Raw genomic sequence first — 19,982 nt, forward strand, 5'->3', positions numbered from 1 at the left:
TGCCGGATTAGCGCCGTTTTACCGCCTTGTTAATAGTATTTTATGTTTAATCAATGAAATCTCTCCAATATCGCCGTCAAAAAACCTCTGTTCGCCGAAAAGGTTCTTCATGAAAAGTTTGCCGTCCTCCGGGCGCAGTACATCAACATTTTCAAGATACAGCACCTCGGTTCCGTCTTTTTCCCGTATATAGACGTTAGCTTCACACATGAGTTTGGCCTCCAATGAGATTCTTTACTTTTTCTATCAAACAATCAACCTGATGGGGCAACGGCTCCCTGGCGCCGCCAACCACCTCTATTCCTTCCTGGTTCAGATGAAGCAGGATTTTTTTTGCTTTAGACTCCGCTATGCCCTGTGCCATTTTAGGAGTCAGCTCACCCATCATCGAATTTGCTATCACTATGCTAAGCGGTCCTGTTATCACATCCACCCTGTTTGAGTTCAGCACTATAGCGTTTTCACCGGTAGCCCCCCTGTTGGCCTTTGCCCTGAGCATTGAGGTTGTTGCCGATGAGTTTGTACCAAGGGCTATTATCTCCACCGCATCATCAAATTCATCGCGCAGGCGTTTCACTATTACACTGCCGATCCCTCCTCCCTGCCCATCCACTACCGCCACTTTTAACATAAATTTGTCATGTTCTCTTTTATTTACTTTGTTATTTGATTATATTTAAGTATAAATTAAAACGCCTATACTGTCAAATATTGCAGTTTTTTATAAATCTAAACATTGTATTGCTTTTGTTTTATATAGTGACGGGTAAAAACATGTTCGTATCGATAGCCCTCATACCAAGTTGCAGTCAGAAGTAAATACAGGCGGCAAGGAGAAAGCGACGCCTCGTCATACTTTTAAATTAGAATTGGAATTACACTTCGGGAAAGCAGACTGAACACTTTTATTTTTCCCTGTCCCTGAATCATCAATGGCTGTCATGTGAGTGCCATATAGGTGGTATGCACAGTCGGGACCAACCATCTGAGCCGCCGCTTTATATGGAATTCTGATTTTTCCCTTCATTATTAACCCCCGATACAGGTACTTAATTCTTATTTGCTCTGATTTCTCACTTTTCATAAAAACTCCCCTCTATTGAAATCTTTTCTCAAAACCGGTCTCACCAAGGTGTTTTCTAACCGTGTCATAGTAAAGTTGTTCATACCGGCGTATTTAGGTACAACGGCTCTGACGTCATGTCCTGCTTTTGCAAGCTCCACAGTCAGTGAGTCAACCACATCGGCAAGGCCACCCTCCCTGGGCAAACGGGAACATCTCTGAGGCTGCCGTGAAAATCTTTAGTTTTCTTAGCACCTTTCTTTATCTCTCAGCCGTAATTATAACAGTTGGGCACACAGTATGACGGCCTCGTTAATATGGTTAGTTGTAGTTACAGTAAAACCTGACCTTTTTAGCCATGATTCCATCTCACTCATTGAGTAGCACCTGCCTCCTTCCGAATTGACAAGCATATTTACAGAAAACAGAGCGCCCTCAAGTGGAGATACCATGTCATCCTCTATTAAAAACTCCTGTATTACTATTTTACCTTTTTTGTTTAGTGCTTTTCTAACTTTTCTTATAAGCTCTGTACACTGCTTAACAGTATAGGAGTGGAAGACCTGACTGATAAGGGCCAGGTCGTAACCACCGCCGATAGGGCCGGTGGTGAAATCCCCCTCCATAAATTTAATGTTCTTAAGCCGTGACTTCTTTATGTACTCTTTGGCAATGGCGATGGTATCGGGCCTGTCAAAAAGGGTGGTTTCAATCCCGCGCTTTGCTAATTCGATGGTATAAGTGGCAGGCCCGCCTCCGATATCAATAGCGCTCTTTACACCGGATAAATCAACAGAGTCAATAACCTCTTTGACTTTCATTATGGATAAGTTGTGCATAGCCCGTATAAAGCTGCTGTGGTTGTGAGCTGTACGATTTGGGCTACCGGTTTTGACAATCTCATCAAGGCCGCTCCAGTTTTTCCACAGTGTGTCGCTGTGGCTTATGATATCCCCCTGATAGTGGGGAGTTGCGCTTAGAAGGTACTGAGTAGCTATCGGCATGTTTACATAACGGTGGCCGTCTTTTCTAAGTAGCTCAAGGGCGGTTAAGGCATCAAGTAAAATGGTGGTGGCTCTGAGATTGGTGTCAAGTTTAGCAGCCAGTGCTTTTGCAGATTTTGGTTTTTTAAGGTAATCGAAAATTTTCAGATTGTTGGCGGTAAAGAGGATTCTGCTTTTTCTGTATCCCCCCATGAGATTTTTAAGCTTAAGTATATCTGCCATATCCATTATGACTTCCTCCCCTTAACGTGTATAAATTAAGCAAGATAATATTAAAGTTATATGTATTATATAAAAAAATTATAAAAACAATGTTTGATAATAGTTATGTAATTAAGAAAAAAATCTTGACAAAAAAAATCGTTTGTGTGATAATGAACATCGTTCTTGAGCACATTAAAGCGGGCGGATAGCTCAGTTGGTAGAGCACAGCCCTTACAAGGCTGGGGTCACAGGTTCGAGCCCTGTTCCGCCTACCATAATTATCTTTTGAAGTGAGTTGAGTACAAAGCGGGGGTGGTAGTTCAGCTGGTTAGAACGCCGGCCTGTCACGCCGGAGGTCGCGGGTTCGAGCCCCGTCCACCCCGCCATATAAAATCCTTTATAATCAGTAACTTAGCTTCCACTGTTTTACATAATAACTGTCCCCAGATATACTTTTTAAGCCTCATCACTACATGTAATATGTAAATGAAAATAACCGCTCCAAGGCAGTTGTGGTGTTTCTGGTGAGGTGTTTTTGATAGAGCTATGTCTTACTAAGAATGGAAATACGCTTCACTTTCCGTCTAAGATTTCCAATACTGCTTTAACGGGTATCCTCTTAACTTTACGCACGAGTGTTTCAGGTAGCTCACCGGACCTCAACATCCGGTAAATAGTGGATTTTGACACTCTAAAGACCTTTGCCACTTCTGAAGGTATTAAGAACTGCCGATTGCTGAGGTTTATCCCGTTCATGTGGCTATTGTATCAAATTTTCCCCGTGTTGTGGATATGATTTCCTTTTAATTCAATGAGTTATCTATTATTTGAATCACTTATTAATTATTGACTCTACCGGTAGCGTTTATTGAAATAAAATAATTCCTATATATACCCGTTTTAATGTCCTGTTTGTCCTGTTCGTCCTGAAGGCTTGATTTAAGCCGTTCTACGAGCAGGACGTTGAAATACAGAAAAAACGAACGTCCTTACCGATTCCTTAAAGTGAGCACCTGAGATAGAAATATCTATACTGCAAAAACCACCGACAAAAGCGACAAAAGTTAAGGGGACATAATCAGTCGGTTTCAATTTGTAGCCAACGCAAAATTGCGTTGGTTAACTACATAGATGTGAAAATATATTAAATATTGTAAAACAGCAAAATAAGTGGCAATGTGGCATAGAGCAAGGAAATAAGCCGGTCTATACCATGCAACATATAAAAACAGAAGTGGCACTATGTGGCAATGTGGCAGTAAGTCGCATTTTATAGCTGCGGCCCACTGAGCAGCCGTCCGTTATAATCCTCAAAATCACGCATAAGTATAACCCCAAGGTCATTATCGTGGCGCTGCCCTTTCAGGTGTACGACCACTAAAGGTGTCTTACCATCCGGTGCATTCCTGACGGCCTGAGACATCCACTCTGAAGCTACAAACTTTTGACGGGCTTTAACCTCTACAGAGAACACCAGATGAGATATATCCTCAGCACCTAAAATCCCTACCCGTTTACCAGACATGCGGGAAGCAATAGCACGTTCTGTAGCCTTACCACGTTTCCTATTAGCGTTTGGGTTCACAGTCTAACGTTGCCTATTAATGCTATATGTTTCTGTCATGTAAAGAAAAAACTCTTCAAAGACACTTTCAAAAGCAGGTGCAACGTCCGGTTTCTTGGCCATTAACCACTCTGCAAAGATTTTCATTACGCCTTCAAAGGACTCCACCTTAGCCTTTTTAGTTTTGGAGTAGGCATCTATCAATGAATTATAAATGCCTGTAACAGCCGTTGCCGCATGTGCTGACTTCTTATTCCTGAATACCTCTAATGCCTCATTTTTTACATGGTAGAGCTCGCAGAACAAGTCCTCAGTACCTACAAACTTAGCGAACTGATGGCTTTTAAGATTTCTATCCCATCCGTGCTTTTTTACCCACTCTGAAAACGCAGGGATTGAAATCTTTAAGTGAAACCTGTCTTTTAAAGTTTTTACCGCTTTTGATAAATTGCCGTCTGAAGACAAATAGACTGCTTTTGCAAGTAACAAGTTAGCTTCATTACTTCTGCAAGATTTTAAAGGCATTTTTAAGTCAGTTTCGTTATTTATCAATGTGTTATCCAATTTTGATATACCTCCCCTAACATACATGTAATATTTCCGTACTGTATTATATCTTTAAGTGTATAAATGTATCAATTATTGATATATATTAGTGTATTTGTAATCCATATAACTAATACCCTCTGAGCAGGAGTATAAGCCTTATGGTTTGTCTGTTACCCAAAAGACAGAGGATTCTTTGTGAAATCAAAGTAGCTCTCTGTTGGTCGTTACAGTGAGTTTTAGTGGGGGTGTAATATTTGTGGAGTGGATTAATCCTGTTTGAAACAGGAAAAATAAGAGGAAAGGGGTCGGTATAAAATACCCACCCTTGAATGCCCACTAAGGATGAATGGAAAAGGGATGATGAAACTCAACACCCCTATTAGAAGATGATGAAAGGGGGGCGGTAAAACTGGACACCCTTGGTGGATTACTTAAGCAGGCCTAACAACCGGAACATAACAGCCATTAAGCTGGCTTGTGCTACGAGCATTGCGGCTACCCACTTGATGATGTCAGACTTGGATGTTTCTATTTTAACTTCGAGTTTGGCTATGTCTTCTTTAGTAGATAAGTCCTTGCGGGCATTTGTCTCTGACTCATTAATAACTTTAACAAGGGCTTCTGCGCCGTCATCGCCGAGCTTCTTTCTTAAGACCTCTGGTATTGTTATCACGCTCATACATTCATTGTATCATGCTATAGATTTTCTGTCAACCCCTCTTGACATCCTCATCATTACTGTGGTATTCTCGAAGCGTCTATATTACAGGGTTGCCCGCTGACCTTATCAGTGGTTTTTTAGTTTTAAGAGGCATATTTATTAGTAAAGCCGAGTGTCCACCTAACCGTGAGGCGGTGGCTGCCCTGTAAGCAGAGACAACACTCGGCATATTTTATGCCTAAATGTCTATATTACAGAGGTGTAACATGACAACACGGAAAGTACAAACCAGACCTCACCAAACATCAGTAAACTCACCACAAGCTGTCGGATATGTGCGAGTATCCACAGTAGAGCAAGCCACAGAAGGAATAAGCCTTGACACTCAGAAGGCTAAAATCAGGGCTTATTGTGAGCTTAACGGGCTAACGCTTGTTAATATCTTTGAGGATGCCGGCAAGAGCGCTAAGAACACCAAACGTGACGGCCTTCAGGAGCTTCTGTTGCTGGTTAAAAGTAAGCAGATACAGCCATAGTGGTTTATAAGCTGGACAGGCTAAGCTGTTCGGTACTGGACACTCTACAGCTCATAGAGAGCTTTAAGAGCACCGGAGTAGCCTTTCACAGTGTAAACGAAAAGATTGACACCACAACAGCCACAGGTAAGTTTTTCTTAACGATTATAACAGGGCTTGCAGAAATGGAAAGAGGGCTTATCAGTGAGAGGACATCTGATGCCTTGCAGATGAAAAAGAGGAATCATGAGAGAGCCGGACAGATACCATACGGCTGGTCGTTAGCAGAGGACGGTAACACACTTATAGAGGACGGAGAGGAAACTAAGGCCATTGAGCTTATAAAGGAGCAGAAGGCTAAGGAGTTCAGTTTAAGGGCTATATGTAGTGAGTTTTCCGCTAAGGGATACAGGCCATGAGGCGCTAAGTGGCATCCAATGACAGTAAAAAGAATACTCACGGAGGCGGCATAATGGATAACAAGGATAAAAATGTAACACACCACCATCCGGTGAGTGACAAAAAGAGAACAGGCCGTAAGCCGATAATGGGTTGTCATGTAATAAACCCTGATAATCCGACAACAGCAGATGTTTATCCCGACTTCAACGCTTTTAAGAGCTAACATAATGAAATAAAAGGAAAAAGCGAAAAAAAACAGGGCACTACATTTTCCGCCCAATCTCTACCCCCTTATTTTTTGCCATTTCTTACTCTCTACTACGCTCAATGTGATAAAGTCGGGAATATGTTTACCTTAATCGAATTCTTGACTGCTCTGCGCGGATATCTTCCTCTTTTGCACTTTGTCTCCAATATTGTGCTATTTTTTTAAGTAAAGTTGTTGTACGCGGCCATGTATTTCCTGTTGTTACAGCCCACTCTTCCCATTTTTTAGTTAATTGTAATTCTTGCACTCCCCCTTCATTTTTAGCTCTAATGACTACACCCCTTTTACTAATTTGTGCTGAAAGAATTCCCTCTTCAATAGAATGGTTTAATAAAACCTCAAAAATATCTCGTATTTCTTTATGTGGCCAGGCACTATCGTCCGGATCATAAAAGGGGTTGCGGATGTCAAAAAAAGTGTGAGGAAAGGTTTTTTTATCGAAGAAATTACTCGAAAATATCCTTGATATTAACTTGAAGTCCTTCAATCACTTTAGATGTAACTGTACCTTCAAGTTCCGCAATGGAATGTAATTTATACTTATTGTTTTCTATGGTAAAAATCTCGACAGTTTGTAGTTCGGGTATAACAATCCAATATTCAGGCACCCTGTATTTTTCATAAATTGCCTTCTTAACTTCTGTATCCTTCCTGAATGTGCCTGGTGATACTATCTCGCAAACCATATCCGGCACGCCTCTTATCCAGTCCTGTTCAATATCCACATTCTCCTTTCTAATAAATAAGATATCTGGTTGGAGCCTATTTAACCCTTCCTCGAAGATTACATCAAGTGGAGAAAAATAAACCTTTCCTAATCTATTTGTTTTTACATGATTCCATATAATACCATTTAAATTGCTGCTAACATTTTGATGCTTCCTAAACGGACTTGGACCCATAACCTCCTCTCCATTGATTATTTCAGTTAAGTCTAAATCTCTTTCGATTGTCTGCATAAATGTATTATATCAATAGAGGGATGGGTTTGTCGATGATACGATTTTAAACCCATATGTCCGAACAAGTATCAAAATGATCATATACATATCCATCTTTGAAATGTCGAGGTTAAGCAAAAAAAGCTACAGGATCGAGTGAGCAGAAAAGTAAGAAGTATCCTCTGTCGCCTGAACCACAGTAGCCTACAGGTAAAAGGGGAAGTCAAGTTTTGCGAAAGCAAATTTTGACATTTTTGCATACCGAAGACTACCCTTTGTAAGGCCACAGGAGTTTATTCTTTCTTTTACCCACTCTACCAAGTTGCAGTCATTAAACAACAAAATGTGCTGTGCTTCCCTTGCCGTTAAAAGTAATCTCGAGGCGGGCATCTATTCGCTCTTTTAAATCTGGAACATGGGATATTATGCCTACGAGTTTTCCGGCCTCCTGCAGATCAATAAGTGCTTTGAGGGCAAGGTCAAGCGATTCCGGGTCTAAGTTTCCAAACCCCTCATCAACAAAAATCGTCTCAAGATGAATGCCTCCGGCATACGACTGTACAACATCAGAGAGTCCCAGGGCAAGCGATAACGAGGCAAGAAAACTCTCACCCCCCGAAAGAGTGGACACCTGCCGGCTTATTCCCGTGTAGGAATCATACACCTCAAGGTCAAGCCCCCCGGCGGTACGTCCGCTTTTGGTTGAAACACTACGCTCTAAAGTGTACCGTCCCCTGCTCATCAGCTGTAGTCTCTTAGAGGCCACCAGTAAGCAATCATCTAGTACCGATGCCAACACAAACCTCTGAAATGTTAAGTTGTAAGGGTTCTTACCGTTTGCCACATCAGCTATATAGCCCAGAGTGCTGTATGTTTTTTCAAGTGCCGTGATTTCTTTTTCAATCTTTTGCAGCCGTTGAATATAATTGCCGATATTGCTGTGTGTGTTTTTCAACTCAAACAAGGTTTTCAGTTGCTCATCATATTCTGTTGTTGCAAAGTTATACGCTTCCTCAAATGTTTTAAGCTCTGAGGGCGTCAGTCCGGCGGCGGCCTCTTGAGCCCGTTTCAACCGCTCTGATGCAGCTGAAACAGATGCAGAGAATTCACTGACTTCAGTCTCCAGATTTTCAATATCAGGAAGAGTCATTTTTGAGTTTTGAAACTCCACTGCATCCTCAAATCCTGCTTCCTTTAGTTTGCTCTGAAACAGCCGCTGCAGTTGCTCTTTCCTCTGTAAACTAAGTTGCAGGTTCTCATTCTTCATCTTTAGTGATTCAGCCTTTGCTGCAAAATCAGCGGTTGCGGCGCTCTCATCTGCACGGGCTTTTTCCATGAGTTTCTTAAGCTCTGATACAAGGCCTTGAGCATACTCTATGGCCTTTAGCAACGCCGTCTCCGTGCGAAGCTCCTCACTTACGTCCTTTTCAATGACCTCCGCCTTAGACCTTGCCTTTGATTCATTCTCTATGGCAGCTTTAAGTAGTTCATCATCTCTCTGAAGTTCCTCTTGCAGCCTTTCAACCTCTGAGTTATCCGTGGCTTTCCGTAGGGCTTCCAGTTCTGCTTGTGCCTCTGTGGCTCTACGAAGTCTCTCCTGAGTTTCCTTAACAGCGGCGGCGATGTCTTTGTCTGCAAAGTCCAAAAGAGCACCCCTGATGGATTCGATGTTAGCGCTAAGCACGGCTATAGCACTCTCTATATCGGCCTGTTCCTTTAGCATCATGCTTTTTTCCTGTTGGAGTTTTTCAACCGCCTGCTTTTGTGTTTTTAATCTTACCTCAGTCGGGATAGTTTCCGCCCCGGCAGCCGGCAACGGATGCTCTGTAGAGCCGCAAACCGGACACGGATTTCCGGCAACCAAAGTGCTTGCAAGAAATGCCGCCTGACCCTCGCTCCAGAGTCCGTTAAGTTCATCCAGTTTTTCCTTTTCCTGTTTCAGGCGTAATTGCAGAGATTGGAAGGCTTCACGGGTTTGTGCTAATTTACTCTGAGCTGCAATAAGTTCTTTTTTTAATTCATCTGACTGTATGCTCCAGCCGTGCTTCTGCTGAAGACTTTTAAGCTCTCGTTCTAAGTGTTCTTTCTGAGATGCCGCAACTGAGACAGTTAACATTTCATCTTGGCGCTCTGTGATTTCTTTTTTAAGGTTTTCATATCGTACCCCTGCGGTTGCTATTTTTTCCAGGAGTTGCTTGCGGGTGTTTTCAAAGAGAGTGATTTCCGCCTTTGTGCTCTCTAATTCTTTTACCTTAACACTCAGACCGGTTAGCAGAGAAAGCGTCTCCTGAGCCTTCAGTCTTTCACTTTCCCGTGCCAGCTCCGCTTGCAGAGACTCAGCAGCGGTTTTCTTAATTATACCGGCAGTTTCAAGTTCACTTACCGCCACATCGTGTTCCTTAACTGCCCGCTCTGAGTCTTCAGTGCCTGCACTCAGGGATTTTTCCACCTCGGAAAGTGGAAGCGCCTTGCGGGCCCTTATCAGCTTAGCTTGTTTTAAATCAAGCTCATCACTGCGGGATTGAAGTTTTCTTAGGGCTGCCTCAGCATTTGCCTGTTCCTGAAGTTTTTCATTGTCTCTTCTGACCCTTTCCAGGGAATTCCTTGCCCCCTCCGCCCTGTCTTTTAATTCATAGACTATTGCTTCCTTTTTAGATATACACAATCCGTACTCATAGTGTTTAAAACCCAGCTCATCAAGTGAGGACGAATCACTTTCGTTAAGAATTTCCTTCTTTTTAATAAGAGCGTGCTCAATCTTAGTTTTTAAGTCTTTTGAGGCCTCCTTCAGAGCTTCTTCTATTATTCTGAACTCCCCGGTCTTAAATAAAACCTCAAGAATTCTCTGACGTTCTTTTACAGGGGCCATAAGAAGCTCTCTGAACCTGCCCTGAGGGAGCACTACCACCTGCCGGAATGTTTCAACATTGAGTCCGAGCAGTTCTATGATTTTTTCGTCGGCCTGTGTCTTTTTATTTGCTATCAACTTGTGATTGGCCGTCTCTGTGGTATTCCAAAGCGCCGCCGCCGGTGCTTTTTTGCCTTCATGGACAGGACTTCTGGTTATGCGGTAGCAGTTGCCGCCCACGCTAAATTCAAACGTTACCTCGGTAGGGGTACTACTGCCGGCAAAATTACTTCTCATCTGGGTGCCGGTTCTTTCATTGCCGGAGGTCTCACCGTAGAGGGCAAAGCATATAGCATCCAGTATGGTTGACTTCCCCGAGCCCGTGTTGCCGTGAATCAGAAACAGTGTCCTCTGTCCCAATACTGTAAAATCTATCTCCTGCTTGTTCACATACGGGCCGAAACCCTCTATTGTTAATTTCAGCAGTTTCAAAGGTTTTCCGCCCTCGTTACCGTCTCCAAAATTTCGTTAAATACCCTTTGCTGCTCAGTGCTCAGCTCTCTGCCTTCCACCTCTTTAAAGAAACTGCTAAAGAGCTCGGATTTAGTGTGGTCACGGTTATTTGAAGAGAATTTTATATCGGCCCTGACAAGCATCGGACGCTCGATTTTAAGCACGTTAGGGTATATCTGTCTTAGTTTATCCATAGGATTTAACAGCGCTCCCTCATCAAGCAGTGTGACCTCAAGATAGTCATCCGAGCGGTTTCCATCCTTAAGCAGGTTATCAATAAAGCCTGTGATTTGTCTGATATCTCTTTTTGGCGTAAGCGTAATACGCTCTGTCTTACAGATGCCGTCTCTGTCCATATCCACAACTTCCAGCGATTTTACATGCTTTGATTCAGAGAAGGAATATTTCATCAGAGAGCCGCTGTATCTGACAGTATCACTGCCAACGGTCTGAGCCCTATGGAGATGCCCCAGGGCTGTGTAGTTAAAACTGTTAAACAGGGCTGCATCAATGGTATCAAGGCCGCCCGCTGATGAGCACAGGGGGCGTTCCGACTCACTGGTTAGCCCTCCTGTTGTAAAGGCGTGTGCTATTACAATTGTCCTGTTTGCAGCTGAGTGTTTTTTTATAATATCCACTACCGAGGACATGGCGGTGTTGTGGCTTACAATGTTGTTATTATCAAGAGCCTCCCTTACAGTAACAGGCTCGGTGTATGGCAGTGCGTAAATGTTTACGGGGCCGTAAGTATCCGATATAGTTACAGAGTCAATATTAGGGTTGAATGTTCCAAAGACAAATAATTTCTGCTCCGATAAAAACCGTGAGCCAAAAGCCATACGCTGTCCGTTGTCATGGTTTCCTGCTATGATAATTACCGGCACTTTCAGCTCTGATATGATTTTGCAGAGTACCTCGTCTAAGAGTGTAATAGCCTCAACAGGTGGTATGCCGCGGTCATAGACATCACCTGAGATCAAAAGCACATCTGGTTTTGTGTCTTTCACTACAGGCAGTAATTGCTCCTTAAGTAGATACTCCTGATCGTCTGTCAGGTGCAGCCCAAAGAAAAACCTGCCCAGATGCCAGTCAGACGTATGCACAAACCTCATTGCCTCTCCTGTAAAGGAAGTACATAGAATCCCCGACCCCCTTGACCCCATTTTGTTAAGCAAAGCCTGAGCCTAAACAGGTCCCATGCCGATGGATTTTATCATACCAGTGTTCTGTGAATTGTCAAGAGCCGGGTTTATTCCCCACCCTGGGAACAGACTTTTTCATTTTACTATAATCATCACACCTGTTGAGTCCCTTTCCTACAACTTTCTCATAATTGCTCTTACAGGGGAGCCGTCGCTGCCTGATATTTTAAGTGGAAGACATATGAGGTCGTAGTTACCTTCTGTGGTTTTAGATAAATCAAGGCTTTCGATTATCCAGATACCTGCGCTAAGCAGCATCTTGTGGACAGGTGCAGATTTACCGCACTGTGCAATTGAGTAATAATCAATTCCGACAACGCTTACTTTGCTGCAGAGAAGGTAATCGGCGCCCTCTTCAGTCAGATAGACGTAGTTTTCATAAAATTGCGGCTTCTTTAGATGCTCGGTAGAGTTAATCGTTTTAAAGAGAATCCTCTGTCCTTCTTTTAAGTTATGTTTTTTGAGCTCCTCAGGCTTAATGGATTCCCTGTCCTTGATGCAAATAACTCTTGCCGGGCCCACTGTTGCCTCAACCGGCATCGCATCTATTGAGAGGCCGTCTTTTATAAAATGAAGCGGACTGTCCATGTGTGTCCCGGCATGAACACTCATGGTAACTTCTGAAAGATTCATATTGTCTATATCCATACTCATTTTTTTCCGAATGCTAAAAGGTGGATCTCCTCTCCATACCACCATATCCGGACTAAGCGTCAATGTTGCATCAATCCATGAGTTATCAGCCATGAGTCAGCTCCCTGTTTTTTTATATTACAAACACCTCGTTCAAAGAAATTCACGGCAAAAAGTGTAGCCGGACTGAGTTTTTTTATTTTCAGCCCGGTGGAAAGTGTGTGCCACCGGGTGGTGGCCTCAGGCCGGTAAGCTCCGGGTGTGTTGCTAAAAACTTGTCAAGGTCTTTCAGTATGGAATCAAGAAATTTTGCGGCCTCCGCAGGGTCCCTTCTGCTTAGTTCGTCCAGTTGTATAGATTTTTCACGTGGAAACACCGAATCTATATTAGCACGTTTTGCCACCATGGCTTGTGCCCAGCGTTGCAGGATAACTACCCGGTCGTTAAGATTTGCCGGTGTGGTGCTCTGTTTCTTGCTCTGTGCCAATAGCCCGGTAATGCCTTCTGCAGGGGGCATGACGGGCTGCGCCGGTTGCGGATTATTTGCATACTGAGGAGCCGGTGCAGCGGAAGGTAATGCGCTTGTCGTACTTGATGAATCAGAGTAGCTCTGCGCCGATACAGGGTATTGTGTTTGAGGTTTAGCCCCCTGGTTAATAAACTTTTCAACATCGGCATATATAGCATCAAGCATTTTATAAGCCTCTGAGGAGTTTTCATTTGCGAGTGCCTCAAGTTTTCTTCCACGCTCCGGAGGCAGCACACCGTCAATATTTACTCCGCTGACCATCATGCTTTTTGCCCAAAGATTCAGAGCTTCCATCCGTTGACTAATATTTGACTTATCTGTGGGGGCGGTTTTTACCTGCTTTACAATTTCCTCAATATTGACAGGACTGCCGGCTGCTTTCGGCGGCTCTTTAGGCGGTGACACAGCAGGCTCCGGCGTGCAGCCAAACACAATTGACATAGCAGCAGCAATGCACAAAAACATTATCATTACAATCTGTGGCTGTTTTGTGTTCATTGTATATATCCTCCATGTTGTGATTAGTTTTCATTGAGTAATTTTTGCTGATTTATGCCATGTTCTTTTTACCAAAAATTTTATTTTTTAATTCCCTTAATCCCCGGCCTGCCAGTGACCGCCATCTTACTATTTGATACAGCCTGGTTAACTGCTTTGAGGTTAGCTCACTTACAGGATAAGGTGATTTGTATATATCAAAGTTACCCCAGTCTATTGTGTCAAATTTGTACTTATTCTTTATGTAATAATACACATCGGTACCCGGCAAAGGAAAGCACAGATTGAATTTAACCAAAGGGGTTCCAGCGGAAAAGGCAAACTTTATGGTCTGTTGCATCTGAGCCCTTGACTCACCGGGAAAACCCAGAATAAACCACGCAAAAGGCTCTATGCCGCTTTCAGCTATAAGCCTGATCTTTTCGTTTATCATTTCAAGTGAGCCGTGCTTGTTCATAACCTTACGGGTCTGTTCAGAGCCGGACTCTATGCCCAGGTGGATCATCCTGCAGCCGGACTTATACATAAGGGAGAGTACCTCAGGGGTCAGATTGTCAAGACGTTCGTAACTAACACAGTCCCACTCAACCTTCATGTCTGAATCAACCATAAGTTGACAGAGCTTTACAAGGTTATTCTTAATTGATGTAAAGCTGTTGTCCTGAAACATAAAGCTTCTGACGTTATAGTTGTCATACAGGAAGCACAGCTCTTTAAAGACATTTTCAGGGGATCTGAAGCGGATTTTTCTGCCGCTTATATTGTGGACGTCACAAAAGGAACACTTTCCGGTGCAGCCCCGTGTGGTTATGACAGGAGCCGGCACGCCCACTGACTTGTCGGAGCCGTGTATGGTGGCAAAGTAGTTCATGGGATTTATCATATCCCAGTCAGGGAAATCAATGTCGTCCAGTCCGGTGTGAAGGGAAATAGGATTAGCACATACACCGGTGTTGCTGCGCCATGTGAGGCCGGGTATGGCAGAGGCAACAGCATGTTCTAATCCGACATGTCTGCTTTTGCCGTTAATGGCACTAAGCAGGAGGGGAAAACTCTGTTCAGCTTCACCCTTTATTGCATAGTCACAGATGCTGAAATCACTCATAAGCTCACCGGGCTCTGTGCTTGACGGATGCGGTCCCCCTATAACAATAAAAGCCTCCGGCAGTGTTTCCCTCACGATTTTAACTGTTTCCTTCGCTGCCCCCACATCTTTGGTAAACAGCTTAACCCCCACACACTGCGGAGCGTTATCAACTAACCATTTCTTAAAGCCGGAGACTGTCAGATTCATATTCCAGTCCATGATTGTGACGTCATGGCCGTGTTTTTTTAATGCCGACACTATATAGCCTAGCCCCAGATCAGGAATATTGGGCGGATACTTTACAAATTCCTTAAAGGGCTGCATAACATGGACTTTCATTATTCGCTATTTCCTTTCTCGTGCTATTTTCTCACCTATATGCTATATCTACACATCTCTTGCTGTCAATCCCTATGTGTACGTAAAACAGTTTTTTCTGCATATAAATTATTTTTTCATTGCAATTTGGTTTAATTTTTGTTATAAAATATTACGAAATGGGTATTGTGCAAACACTAAAAGGTTATTTAAATCCTGCTGGTTTTTTAAAGTGGCTTTACTGGAAGTATCTGAGAGTTGTTTTCTCTGAACTGCCTCCGTTTGTTATAAATACGATAATGTCTTTTTTAGCAAGGTTGCAAATGGCCTCAAGCAGGAAACGCAAGCTAGTTACGCTTGAGGAGCTTTATAAATCGGGATTAATAGACGGCACTGAAAACTTACGTGAAATATTACATATTGCATTTCAAACGCAGCTAAACTCATGGGCAAAACTCTGCTACTTAAGGAAAATCAACAGCGGCAATGTTGAAACCTATATTACGGCAACAGGGTTAGTACACCTTGAAGAGGCACTAACAAAAAACAAAGGGGCTATACTATTAAATCCGCATTTCGGCCCCTTTATGCTGATAATGCCTGCGCTTGGGTACAGGGGATATAAGGTAAGCCAGGTAGCCATTCAGGGGGAGCCGCCGACTGTGGCAAGAAGGGGCTTTGTCTGGTACGCTAATAATGCCAAGTTTCATGCCGTTGAAAAACTTATGCCGGTGACTTTTATAAACGCCGGTATTCCCCTTGAAGACAAGTACGGTCTGAGGAACATGTCTATGAGGGAAATAATGCTCTCTTTGCAGAGAAATGAGGTCATACTGTTTCCTGCAACCGGGCGTGGCGGCAGAAAGTGGTGTGAGGCCGGATTTTTAGGCCGTAGAGCCAACTTTAATATATCTCCCTTCAAACTTGCCATTAAAACAGGGGCGGCACTCTTGCCGGTGTTCCTCGTTGACAAAAAGGATGGTGTGGCCGAAATGGTGGCGGAGCCTTCCATAAATATTTCAAAAGAAGACACTCCGGAGACCCTGCTGGATAAGTATCTGATTGTTTTAACCAAATACGTCAGGCAGCATCCGGAGCACTTTGCATATTTTCTTTATGAGATGAGGATGAAAGCGTGGTGGGATGACCATCCTTTTTTCAATGATTATAAAAAAGCCTGACAACCGCCACTGACAAATACGTTCAACGTTAATTGCCTGCTCTTACATGATACCTCATCTTTCGATGTATAATATCGAAAGATGAGGAGCCTTCATCAGGCATAAATAGTTAAGCACATAAAGCAAATCCTGTACCATGGCACGTTGGGCATTCCTTTTCGGGTTCGGTTATGCAATCCTCCAGTGCGTCGTCAGATTTATTAGCTCTCCACTCCATATTGCAGACGGTTTCGCCGGCAATTACCGTTTTTCCCTTACACTCCGGGCAAATAGTTTTAGCGTCCATAATGTTTTCCTCCTTACCTTATATAAGCGGGTTAACAATCATAGAATACGCCTCTGCTGATTTTATTATACAAAATAGAACATACAGATGTAAATACGGACCGGAAATCCAACGCAGAAACTATGCCGGCTTACTAACCCAATCAAAAGAACAAAAAAAATTGCTCAAATTATTATCTCAAAAAAACACTTGACAATATTCAAACATTCGAATATATTAATAATAGCATATATTAGTTATCTTCTATTATGGAGGCATTGTATGAAAAAACTGTTTCTTGTCGAGTTCTCTGTTAAACATCCCAAAATAGTTGTTACCCTGACGTTACTCATTACTATAGCCTTTATTACACAGTTTCCTAAAATAAAAACCGACACCAATCCAAAACATATGCTCCCTGCAACATCTGACGTCAGGATGTGGAATACTGAGGTAGATAAAACATTTGGCCTTTACGAGGATATGATTGTCCTGGGGGTAGTAAATGAAAACGGTATCTTAAACAAAGAAAGTCTTGGAAAAATCTATAGGATAAGCGACGAAATAGTCAAAACTAAAGGAGTTGCGGCAAGGGATGTCAACAGTCTCTCAACTATTACCAATGTGACGGCAGACAAAGGTATTTTAAAAGTCGCTCCTTTAATGGTGGATATTCCAAAAACCGAACCGGAGATAGCTTCTATCAGAAAGAGTCTATTTGAAAACCCTGTCTTTATTAACCGCATTGTATCAAAGGATGAAAAGGCCACTGCCATATATATACCCCTTGAGAAAGGAGCAAATGGAAAAGAGATAGCTGATAAGCTCAGAGAGATAGTTAAACTGGAAGGCGGCCCGGAAAAATACTATGTAGCCGGTGACCCTGTTGTAAGAGACACCTTTGGTGTAGAGATGTTTAAACTAATGGCAATTTTTGCTCCCATTGCAGGAATGCTTATGTTTACTTTGAGATATCTCATGTTTAGGGACTTTTTTCTCTCAGCCACGCTGATGATGGATGCGATGATTACAATTGTGTGGAGCATGGGAGCTTTGATAGCTCTCGGATTTCCTATCCATATTATGAGTTCAATGGCTCCTGTATTTTTAATGGCGGTTGCCACTGACAGTATCCATATCTTTAATGAATTTTATTTCCGCTACAAAGAAAAGAAAGACAAAAAGGCTGCAATACTTGAAACTATGCAGGCTGTAGCTCAACCGGTTAAATATACTGCATTAGCAACAGCAGCTGGATTTGGCGTACTTCTATTTATGAATATTATTCCTGTAAAAATTTTTGGTGGTGTTTTGGTTTTAGGTACGGTTCTCTTAAGGGTACTCAGTTTCAGTTTTATCCCTGCCATGTTTACCTTTGTAAAAGAACAACACATAGAGGAGGCATCAAAGAAAGAAGACATAGCAGTCAGTGGTACTTCTCAATTTCTGAGGGCTCTGGCAAGTTTTGGTGCCGGTGAGGCAAAGAGTACAGTTGCTGTGGGGTTGATACTTCTGTTAGTAGCCATTATAGGGATAACGAAGATACGTGTTAACAACAACATGGTGGAATGGTTTAAGAAAACCAGCGATGTTCGTACCGCCGATACGATAATTAATAAATCGCTCGGAGGCACATCATTAGGATATATTGTGGCCGAATCAAAGGAGGACGATTTCATTAAAAATCCGGAGGTAATGCGCTACATGGAAGGTCTGCAAAGGCACATGGAAAAGCTCTCTGTTGTTGGTAAAACAAGTTCTGTCGTTGATTATGTAAAAACAATTAACCGGGTACTTCATGATGATAACCCTGTATATAACTCAGTACCCAATACAAAGGCGACAATTGGGCAGTATTTGTTTTTGTTTAGCATGTCGGCAAAACCATCTGATCTTAACAATGTCGTTGACTATCCCTTTAGAAGAGCCAACATATGGGTACAGCTAAAAACCTGGGATGCACAGGCAATGAGTGATGTTATAAGGGCGGTAGATGAGTACAAAAAGGCCAATCCAATATCTTTGGAGTTCAGGCCGGCAGGCATCGCTTATTTTAATCTCATCTGGAATAATGAGGTGCTCTGGGATATGGTTAAAGGATTTATTTTAGCCTTAATAGCCGTTTTGGTGATTCTTGCCTTTAACTTTCGCTCCATAAAATGGGCAATAATCGGATATATTCCTCTGCTTTTTACAATCACTTTTATATATGGAGTTTTAGGCTTTATTGGTAAAGACTTTGATATGCCGATTTCTGTGATGAGTTGTTTAAGTCTTGGCATGGCGGTAGATTTTGCCATCCATTTCATTAGCCGGTTCAGACAGAGGTTGGCTGAAATGCAAATTTCCAGCGCCGAAAAAGATTATACTAAGGAGATTTTAACCGATTCTTTGCTCTGGAGCGCCTCAAGACCTGGTAAAGGGATACTTCGCAACGCAGTGCTCTTTGCCGCAGCTTTTTCCGTTATGATATTTGCACCCCTTACGCCTTATGTTACCGTGGGAGTTTTTATTGTAAGCATGATGAGTTTAAGTTGTGTATTAACAATTATTTATCTGCCGGCTCTTATCATTTTATTAAGAAAATGGTTATTTCGGTAGAGGGAGGGTAAAGTGAAAAAGATATTGAAAAGCCAATGGCACTGGTCAATGGCAGGGATTTTAGCCGGAGTTTCTATTTTAGCTGCCATGACGCTTTCTAAAAACCTTGCTATAGCTGGAGCATTTGTAGCACTTGTGAGAAAGATAGTTAATATTGTTAACCCTGATTACTTAGCGGGTACATCATTTATCGGAGAGATCAGGGGCAGCGATACGTGGATGGTTTCAATGCTTGGCGGCATAATGCTGGGGGCTTTTGCAGCATCGAAGCTCTCCGATACCTTTCGGCTGCACGGGGTAACGGCACTATGGGGCAGGGCCTTTAGCCGCAGTGTATGGAAACGAGGTGTGGTTGTTTTTGGCGGAGGTGTTTTATTAGGCGTTGGGGCCAACATTGGCGGAGGATGCACTACAGGAGCATTTCTTACGGGAGTACCCACACTGTCTGTAGGCAGCATTGTAACAAGCGTCTCCTTTTTTGGCGCTGCAATACTGACAGCAAACCTGCTTTACTTAGGCAAAGATAAGAAAGTAGGCAATCTGTCATATAATGACGATTAAAGGGAGGAAATGATAAATGGATATGGTTTCCGGTTTAATAATAGGTTTTTTGTTTGGCCTTGCGCTGTGGAAGGCAGGGGCTTTGAGGTACTCGGTGGTAGTTGGCGCTTTACTTCTTAAGGACTTCCGCCTATACGGATTTATGATGACAGCTCTGGCAACGGTTGTGTTCGGTATCATCCTGTTTAAACTATTTGGAGTTAATGTAGAAGTAGGAATCAGGCCATACTGGGGGCTCTCTCATGTCATAGGCGGTGGTATTTTCGGTATAGGCATGGGCCTGCTTGGCATGTGCCCTGGTACGTGTGTGGGACGAGCCGGAACAGGAAAATACTTAGCTCTTTTGGGGATATTGGGAGTATTAATTGCCTCTTGTATTGCAGAGAAAATTCTACCGGTAATGGGTGGTTTGGGTTTACGGTTTGATGAACCCAGAGAGCTTACCATTTACCAACAGGTCGGAGTAGAATATTTTACCGGTATAGTTCTGTTAGAAATTCTTGTCTTATTCTTTTTAGGAGGATTATTTTTTCTGGAAAGAAAAAAAGCTAATGATGTACAAATATAAATAATAC

General features: G+C 42.7%; 21 protein-coding genes, 2 tRNA genes and 2 pseudogenes. 8 read left to right on the top strand and 17 right to left on the bottom strand.

The annotated features are described in order from the left end of the window. Positions 1-18: 18 nt before the first annotated feature. The 5 genes and pseudogenes from H7844_00400 to H7844_00420 all read right to left on the bottom strand — a co-directional run bounded on the left by H7844_00400 (position 19) and on the right by H7844_00420 (position 2,295). The gene (locus tag H7844_00400) at positions 19-210 is read right to left on the bottom strand and encodes a CooT family nickel-binding protein (protein ID MEO5355746.1); all 192 of its coding nucleotides are present in this window, start codon (positions 208-210) and stop codon (positions 19-21) included. Then, positions 203-631 (bottom strand): DUF3842 family protein, encoded by a 429-nt coding sequence (locus tag H7844_00405; protein MEO5355747.1) that lies wholly within the window; start codon positions 629-631, stop codon positions 203-205. The genes H7844_00400 and H7844_00405 overlap by 8 nt, the downstream gene beginning before the upstream one ends. 219 nt (positions 632-850) lie before the next feature. Beyond that, positions 851-1,084: a hypothetical protein gene (locus tag H7844_00410; GenBank protein ID MEO5355748.1), complete on the bottom strand. Its 234-nt coding sequence runs from the start codon at positions 1,082-1,084 to the stop codon at positions 851-853. Positions 1,085-1,173: 89 nt separating this feature from the next. After that, positions 1,174-1,279, bottom strand: a pseudogene (locus H7844_00415) (glycogen/starch synthase). A gap of 62 nt (positions 1,280-1,341) precedes the next feature. Then, on the bottom strand, positions 1,342-2,295 hold the full coding sequence (locus tag H7844_00420; protein MEO5355749.1) for an acetylserotonin O-methyltransferase: 954 nt from the start codon (positions 2,293-2,295) through the stop codon (positions 1,342-1,344). Between the two features lie 175 nt (positions 2,296-2,470). On the opposite strand from H7844_00420, the gene H7844_00425 reads away from it, so the two are divergent. Both H7844_00425 and H7844_00430 read left to right on the top strand, forming a co-directional pair. After that, positions 2,471-2,546: transfer RNA gene (locus H7844_00425), tRNA-Val, on the top strand. 34 nt (positions 2,547-2,580) lie between these two features. Further along, positions 2,581-2,657: transfer RNA gene (locus H7844_00430), tRNA-Asp, on the top strand. A gap of 187 nt (positions 2,658-2,844) precedes the next feature. On the opposite strand, the gene H7844_00435 is transcribed toward H7844_00430, so the two are convergent. From H7844_00435 to H7844_00450, 4 genes are all read right to left on the bottom strand, one after another. Further along, positions 2,845-2,937 (bottom strand): hypothetical protein, encoded by a 93-nt coding sequence (locus H7844_00435; protein ID MEO5355750.1) that lies wholly within the window; start codon positions 2,935-2,937, stop codon positions 2,845-2,847. A 604-nt stretch (positions 2,938-3,541) separates the two neighbouring features. Continuing rightward, a complete protein-coding gene (locus H7844_00440) occupies positions 3,542-3,856 on the bottom strand; it encodes a hypothetical protein (protein MEO5355751.1) in 315 nt (104 codons plus the stop codon). Positions 3,857-3,859: 3 nt separating this feature from the next. Continuing rightward, positions 3,860-4,399 (bottom strand): hypothetical protein, encoded by a 540-nt coding sequence (locus H7844_00445; protein ID MEO5355752.1) that lies wholly within the window; start codon positions 4,397-4,399, stop codon positions 3,860-3,862. A gap of 412 nt (positions 4,400-4,811) precedes the next feature. Further along, positions 4,812-5,057 (bottom strand): DUF1640 domain-containing protein, encoded by a 246-nt coding sequence (locus H7844_00450; GenBank protein MEO5355753.1) that lies wholly within the window; start codon positions 5,055-5,057, stop codon positions 4,812-4,814. Positions 5,058-5,311: 254 nt separating this feature from the next. Here H7844_00450 and H7844_00455 point away from each other — a divergent pair. Continuing rightward, positions 5,312-5,979, top strand: a pseudogene (locus H7844_00455) (recombinase family protein). 53 nt (positions 5,980-6,032) lie between these two features. Then, a complete protein-coding gene (locus H7844_00460) occupies positions 6,033-6,185 on the top strand; it encodes a hypothetical protein (protein ID MEO5355754.1) in 153 nt (50 codons plus the stop codon). Positions 6,186-6,312: 127 nt separating this feature from the next. Here H7844_00460 and H7844_00465 read toward each other — a convergent pair whose 3' ends face one another. The 7 genes from H7844_00465 to H7844_00495 all read right to left on the bottom strand — a co-directional run bounded on the left by H7844_00465 (position 6,313) and on the right by H7844_00495 (position 14,820). Beyond that, complete coding sequence (locus H7844_00465) at positions 6,313-6,717, bottom strand: hypothetical protein (GenBank protein MEO5355755.1); 405 nt, start codon at positions 6,715-6,717, stop codon at positions 6,313-6,315. After that, positions 6,677-7,189: a Uma2 family endonuclease gene (locus H7844_00470; GenBank protein MEO5355756.1), complete on the bottom strand. Its 513-nt coding sequence runs from the start codon at positions 7,187-7,189 to the stop codon at positions 6,677-6,679. The genes H7844_00465 and H7844_00470 overlap by 41 nt, the downstream gene beginning before the upstream one ends. A 313-nt stretch (positions 7,190-7,502) precedes the next feature. Further along, positions 7,503-10,511, bottom strand: coding sequence for an AAA family ATPase (locus H7844_00475; protein ID MEO5355757.1), 3,009 nt, complete (start codon positions 10,509-10,511; stop codon positions 7,503-7,505). Beyond that, positions 10,508-11,644 carry an exonuclease SbcCD subunit D gene (locus tag H7844_00480; protein MEO5355758.1) on the bottom strand — a complete coding sequence of 379 codons (1,137 nt, stop codon included), beginning with the start codon at positions 11,642-11,644 and terminating at the stop codon, positions 10,508-10,510. The genes H7844_00475 and H7844_00480 overlap by 4 nt, the downstream gene beginning before the upstream one ends. 204 nt (positions 11,645-11,848) lie before the next feature. After that, on the bottom strand, positions 11,849-12,481 hold the full coding sequence (locus H7844_00485) for a cyclase family protein (GenBank protein MEO5355759.1): 633 nt from the start codon (positions 12,479-12,481) through the stop codon (positions 11,849-11,851). An 88-nt stretch (positions 12,482-12,569) separates the two neighbouring features. Beyond that, positions 12,570-13,394 carry a hypothetical protein gene (locus tag H7844_00490; GenBank protein ID MEO5355760.1) on the bottom strand — a complete coding sequence of 275 codons (825 nt, stop codon included), beginning with the start codon at positions 13,392-13,394 and terminating at the stop codon, positions 12,570-12,572. A gap of 52 nt (positions 13,395-13,446) precedes the next feature. Then, on the bottom strand, positions 13,447-14,820 hold the full coding sequence (locus H7844_00495) for a radical SAM protein (protein ID MEO5355761.1): 1,374 nt from the start codon (positions 14,818-14,820) through the stop codon (positions 13,447-13,449). Positions 14,821-14,987: 167 nt separating this feature from the next. Between H7844_00495 and H7844_00500 the strand changes: the two genes are divergently transcribed. Next, the gene (locus H7844_00500) at positions 14,988-15,980 is read left to right on the top strand and encodes a lysophospholipid acyltransferase family protein (GenBank protein ID MEO5355762.1); all 993 of its coding nucleotides are present in this window, start codon (positions 14,988-14,990) and stop codon (positions 15,978-15,980) included. A gap of 109 nt (positions 15,981-16,089) precedes the next feature. Here the strand turns inward: H7844_00500 and H7844_00505 are convergent, their stop codons facing one another. Further along, positions 16,090-16,266 carry a hypothetical protein gene (locus tag H7844_00505; GenBank protein ID MEO5355763.1) on the bottom strand — a complete coding sequence of 59 codons (177 nt, stop codon included), beginning with the start codon at positions 16,264-16,266 and terminating at the stop codon, positions 16,090-16,092. A gap of 261 nt (positions 16,267-16,527) precedes the next feature. Here H7844_00505 and H7844_00510 point away from each other — a divergent pair, with 261 nt between their 5' ends. Genes H7844_00510 through H7844_00520 form a run of 3 tightly spaced genes read left to right on the top strand, consistent with a single transcriptional unit; the run spans position 16,528 to position 19,975 of the window. Further along, on the top strand, positions 16,528-18,846 hold the full coding sequence (locus H7844_00510; protein MEO5355764.1) for an MMPL family transporter: 2,319 nt from the start codon (positions 16,528-16,530) through the stop codon (positions 18,844-18,846). A gap of 12 nt (positions 18,847-18,858) precedes the next feature. Continuing rightward, a complete protein-coding gene (locus H7844_00515; protein MEO5355765.1) occupies positions 18,859-19,407 on the top strand; it encodes a YeeE/YedE family protein in 549 nt (182 codons plus the stop codon). A 16-nt stretch (positions 19,408-19,423) separates the two neighbouring features. After that, the gene (locus tag H7844_00520) at positions 19,424-19,975 is read left to right on the top strand and encodes a YeeE/YedE family protein (GenBank protein ID MEO5355766.1); all 552 of its coding nucleotides are present in this window, start codon (positions 19,424-19,426) and stop codon (positions 19,973-19,975) included. Positions 19,976-19,982 lie beyond the last annotated feature (7 nt).

The sequence above is a fragment of the Nitrospirae bacterium YQR-1 genome (genome assembly GCA_039908095.1).
GTDB lineage: Bacteria > Nitrospirota > Thermodesulfovibrionia > Thermodesulfovibrionales > Magnetobacteriaceae > Magnetomonas.

What these genes read in the sequence shown, in the direction of transcription:
- H7844_00510 (MEO5355764.1), top strand. Translation starts at nt 16,528, where the DNA reads ATGAAAAAACTGTTTCTTGTCGAGTTCTCTGTTAAACATCCCAAAATA.
- H7844_00520 (MEO5355766.1), top strand. Translation starts at nt 19,424, where the DNA reads ATGGATATGGTTTCCGGTTTAATAATAGGTTTTTTGTTTGGCCTTGCG.
- H7844_00420 (MEO5355749.1), bottom strand. Translation starts at nt 2,295, where the DNA reads ATGGATATGGCAGATATACTTAAGCTTAAAAATCTCATGGGGGGATAC.
- H7844_00505 (MEO5355763.1), bottom strand. Translation starts at nt 16,266, where the DNA reads ATGGACGCTAAAACTATTTGCCCGGAGTGTAAGGGAAAAACGGTAATT.
- H7844_00490 (MEO5355760.1), bottom strand. Translation starts at nt 13,394, where the DNA reads ATGAACACAAAACAGCCACAGATTGTAATGATAATGTTTTTGTGCATT.
- H7844_00480 (MEO5355758.1), bottom strand. Translation starts at nt 11,644, where the DNA reads ATGAGGTTTGTGCATACGTCTGACTGGCATCTGGGCAGGTTTTTCTTT.
- H7844_00460 (MEO5355754.1), top strand. Translation starts at nt 6,033, where the DNA reads ATGGATAACAAGGATAAAAATGTAACACACCACCATCCGGTGAGTGAC.
- H7844_00485 (MEO5355759.1), bottom strand. Translation starts at nt 12,481, where the DNA reads ATGGCTGATAACTCATGGATTGATGCAACATTGACGCTTAGTCCGGAT.
- H7844_00470 (MEO5355756.1), bottom strand. Translation starts at nt 7,189, where the DNA reads ATGCAGACAATCGAAAGAGATTTAGACTTAACTGAAATAATCAATGGA.
- H7844_00410 (MEO5355748.1), bottom strand. Translation starts at nt 1,084, where the DNA reads ATGAAAAGTGAGAAATCAGAGCAAATAAGAATTAAGTACCTGTATCGG.
- H7844_00495 (MEO5355761.1), bottom strand. Translation starts at nt 14,820, where the DNA reads ATGAAAGTCCATGTTATGCAGCCCTTTAAGGAATTTGTAAAGTATCCG.
- H7844_00435 (MEO5355750.1), bottom strand. Translation starts at nt 2,937, where the DNA reads ATGTTGAGGTCCGGTGAGCTACCTGAAACACTCGTGCGTAAAGTTAAG.
- H7844_00405 (MEO5355747.1), bottom strand. Translation starts at nt 631, where the DNA reads ATGTTAAAAGTGGCGGTAGTGGATGGGCAGGGAGGAGGGATCGGCAGT.
- H7844_00400 (MEO5355746.1), bottom strand. Translation starts at nt 210, where the DNA reads ATGTGTGAAGCTAACGTCTATATACGGGAAAAAGACGGAACCGAGGTG.